This window comes from Erysipelatoclostridium sp. MSK.7.34, assembly GCF_019041935.1.
Lineage (GTDB): Bacteria > Bacillota_I > Bacilli_A > Erysipelotrichales > Coprobacillaceae > Thomasclavelia > Thomasclavelia ramosa.
On sequence record NZ_JAHPYJ010000054.1, the window covers coordinates 1 to 3,046 of the forward strand.

Genomic DNA, 3,046 nt, shown 5'->3' on the forward strand with positions numbered 1-3,046 from the left:
GGTAAATTATCGGCGCAGAGTCATTCGACTAGTGAGCTGTTACGCACTCTTTAAAGGATGGCTGCTTCTGAGCCAACCTCCTAGTTGTCTGGACATCTCCACATCCTTTTCCACTTAGTATATATTTTGGGACCTTAGCTGATGGTCTGGGCTGTTTCCCTTTTGACAATGGACCTTATCACCCACTGTCTGACTGCCGAGTATATCTTTGTGACATTCGGAGTTTGATTATGTTCAGTACCCCGAGATGGGGCCATCACATATTCAGTGCTCTACCTTCACACGACTTTACCTCGACGCTAGCCCTAAAGCTATTTCGGGGAGAACCAGCTATCTCCGAGTTCGATTGGAATTTCACCCCTAGCCACAACTCATCCGCCAACGTTTCAACGGGGGTCGGTTCGGTCCTCCATCGGGTTTTACCCCAACTTCAACCTGGTCATGGCTAGATCACTCGGTTTCGGGTCTACGACATGCAACTTTCGCCCTATTAAGACTCGCTTTCGCTTCGGCTCCGCATATCCTGCTTAACCTCGCTCCATATCGTAACTCGCCGGTTCATTCTACAAAAGGCACGCTATCACCCTTTAACGGGCTCTAACTTCTTGTAAGCATATGGTTTCAGGTTCTATTTCACTCCCCTCCCGGGGTTCTTTTCACCTTTCCCTCACGGTACTGGTTCACTATCGGTCACAGAGGAGTATTTAGCCTTACCAGATGGTCCTGGTGGATTCCGACAGGATTCCTCGTGTCCCGCCGTACTCAGGTGCTGTCTCGTGCTTCTTCACTATTTCGGCTACGGGGCTGTCACCCTGTTTCGCCGGACTTCCCATTCCGTTCGCCTATAATGATTTCTTGCTCTTTGCCGACAGTCCTACAACCCCGATCCTAAGATCGGTTTGGGCTCTTCCCCTTTCGCTCGCCGCTACTTAGGGAATCATTCGTTTATTTTCTCTTCCTTCAGGTACTTAGATGTTTCAGTTCCCTGAGTCTCGCCTCTCTGAAGCTATTTATTCACTTCAGGATACCTGGTCTCTACTCCAGGTGGGTTCCCCCATTCGGACATCGACGGATCGTTGCATGCTTACTGCTAACCGTCGCATTTCGCTGTTTGCTGCGTCCTTCTTCGCCTCTCTGTGCCTAGGCATCCGCCATACGCTCTTTCTTACTTTACCTATTTTGGTGTTTGCTTGATTACTATTTTCAACTATTTACTAAAATCCATCCATCCGTTTCGATTTATGTTTTTTAGTGATGAAAATTCTTAGTTTTCGACTTTTCTAGAAAGACCTCAATAATAACAATTACTATTTCGATCTCATTTTCTATTTCTATCGCAATTTATTTTCTATTATCCAGTTTTCAATGATCTCTGAGTCATACCTGAGTATCACTCAAAACTAAACAGTATCTTCGAAACATCACTTCTCTTGTGCATCATCTTCGATCATGCGTTTCTCCTTAGAAAGGAGGTGATCCATCCCCACGTTCCCGTAGGGATACCTTGTTACGACTTCACCCCAATCATCAATCCCACCTTAGACAGCTCCTTCCTTGCGGTTAGGCCACCGGCTTCGGGTGTTATCAACTCTCGTGGTGTGACGGGCGGTGTGTACAAGGCCCGAGAACGTATTCACCGCGACATGCTGATTCGCGATTACTAGCGATTCCAACTTCATGTAGTCGAGTTGCAGACTACAATCCGAACTGAGAATGGTTTTATGGGTTTTGCTTCACCTCGCGGCTTCGCTTCCCTCTGCACCATCCATTGTAGCACGTGTGTAGCCCAGGTCATAAGGGGCATGATGATTTGACGTCATCCCCGCCTTCCTCCAGCTTGTCACTGGCAGTCTCGCTAGAGTCCCCAACTTAATGATGGTAACTAACGATAAGGGTTGCGCTCGTTGCGGGACTTAACCCAACATCTCACGACACGAGCTGACGACAACCATGCACCACCTGTATCTCATATAGCTATCTCTCCATCTCTGGAGCCTTTATGAGTATGTCAAGACCTGGTAAGGTTCTTCGCGTTGCTTCGAATTAAACCACATGCTCCACCGCTTGTGCGGGCCCCCGTCAATTCCTTTGAGTTTCATTCTTGCGAACGTACTACTCAGGCGGAGTACTTATTGCGTTAACTGCAGCACTGAACTTTGACATCCAACACTTAGTACTCATCGTTTACGGCGTGGACTACTAGGGTATCTAATCCTATTTGCTCCCCACGCTTTCGGGACTGAGCGTCAGTTGCAGGCCAGATCGTCGCCTTCGCCACTGGTGTTCCTCCATATATCTACGCATTTCACCGCTACACATGGAATTCCACGATCCTCTCCTGCACTCTAGCTGCCTGGTTTCTATGGCTTACTGAAGTTAAGCTTCAGGCTTTCACCACAGACCCTTGCTGCCGCCTGCTCCCTCTTTACGCCCAATAATTCCGGATAACGCTTGCCACCTACGTATTACCGCGGCTGCTGGCACGTAGTTAGCCGTGGCTTTCTAATAAAGTACCGTCACTCGGCTACCATTTCCTGTAGCCGCCGTTCTTCCTTTATAACAGAAGTTTACAATCCGAAAACCTTCTTCCTTCACGCGGCGTTGCTCGGTCAGGGTTTCCCCCATTGCCGAAAATTCCCTACTGCTGCCTCCCGTAGGAGTCTGGGCCGTGTCTCAGTCCCAGTGTGGCCGGTCACCCTCTCAGGTCGGCTACGCATCGTCGCCTTGGTGGGCCGTTACCCCGCCAACCAGCTAATGCGCCATAAGTCCATCCTCTACCAGTGCTTTGAGGCACTTTTAATACGGTCACCATGCAGTGTCCGTACCTATGCGGTCTTAGCTATCGTTTCCAATAGTTATCCCCCTGTCTAGGGCAGGTTACTTATGTATTACTCACCCGTTCGCCACTCGAGCACAAGTGCTCGCGTTCGACTTGCATGTATTAGGCACGCCGCCAGCGTTCATCCTGAGCCAGGATCAAACTCTCCATTGTTTATTTAAACAACTCTTCGTTTGTTTAGCTCTTTTTTCTTTTTTATCCTTCTGG

2 rRNA genes are annotated in these 3,046 nt (G+C 48.8%); both read right to left on the reverse strand.

What is annotated here, in order from left to right:
* A 23S ribosomal RNA gene (locus KTF99_RS16690) occupies positions 1-1,175 on the reverse strand; the annotation flags it as partial.
* 290 nt (positions 1,176-1,465) lie between these two features.
* Positions 1,466-2,992: ribosomal RNA gene (locus KTF99_RS16695) — 16S ribosomal RNA — on the reverse strand.
* Positions 2,993-3,046 lie beyond the last annotated feature (54 nt).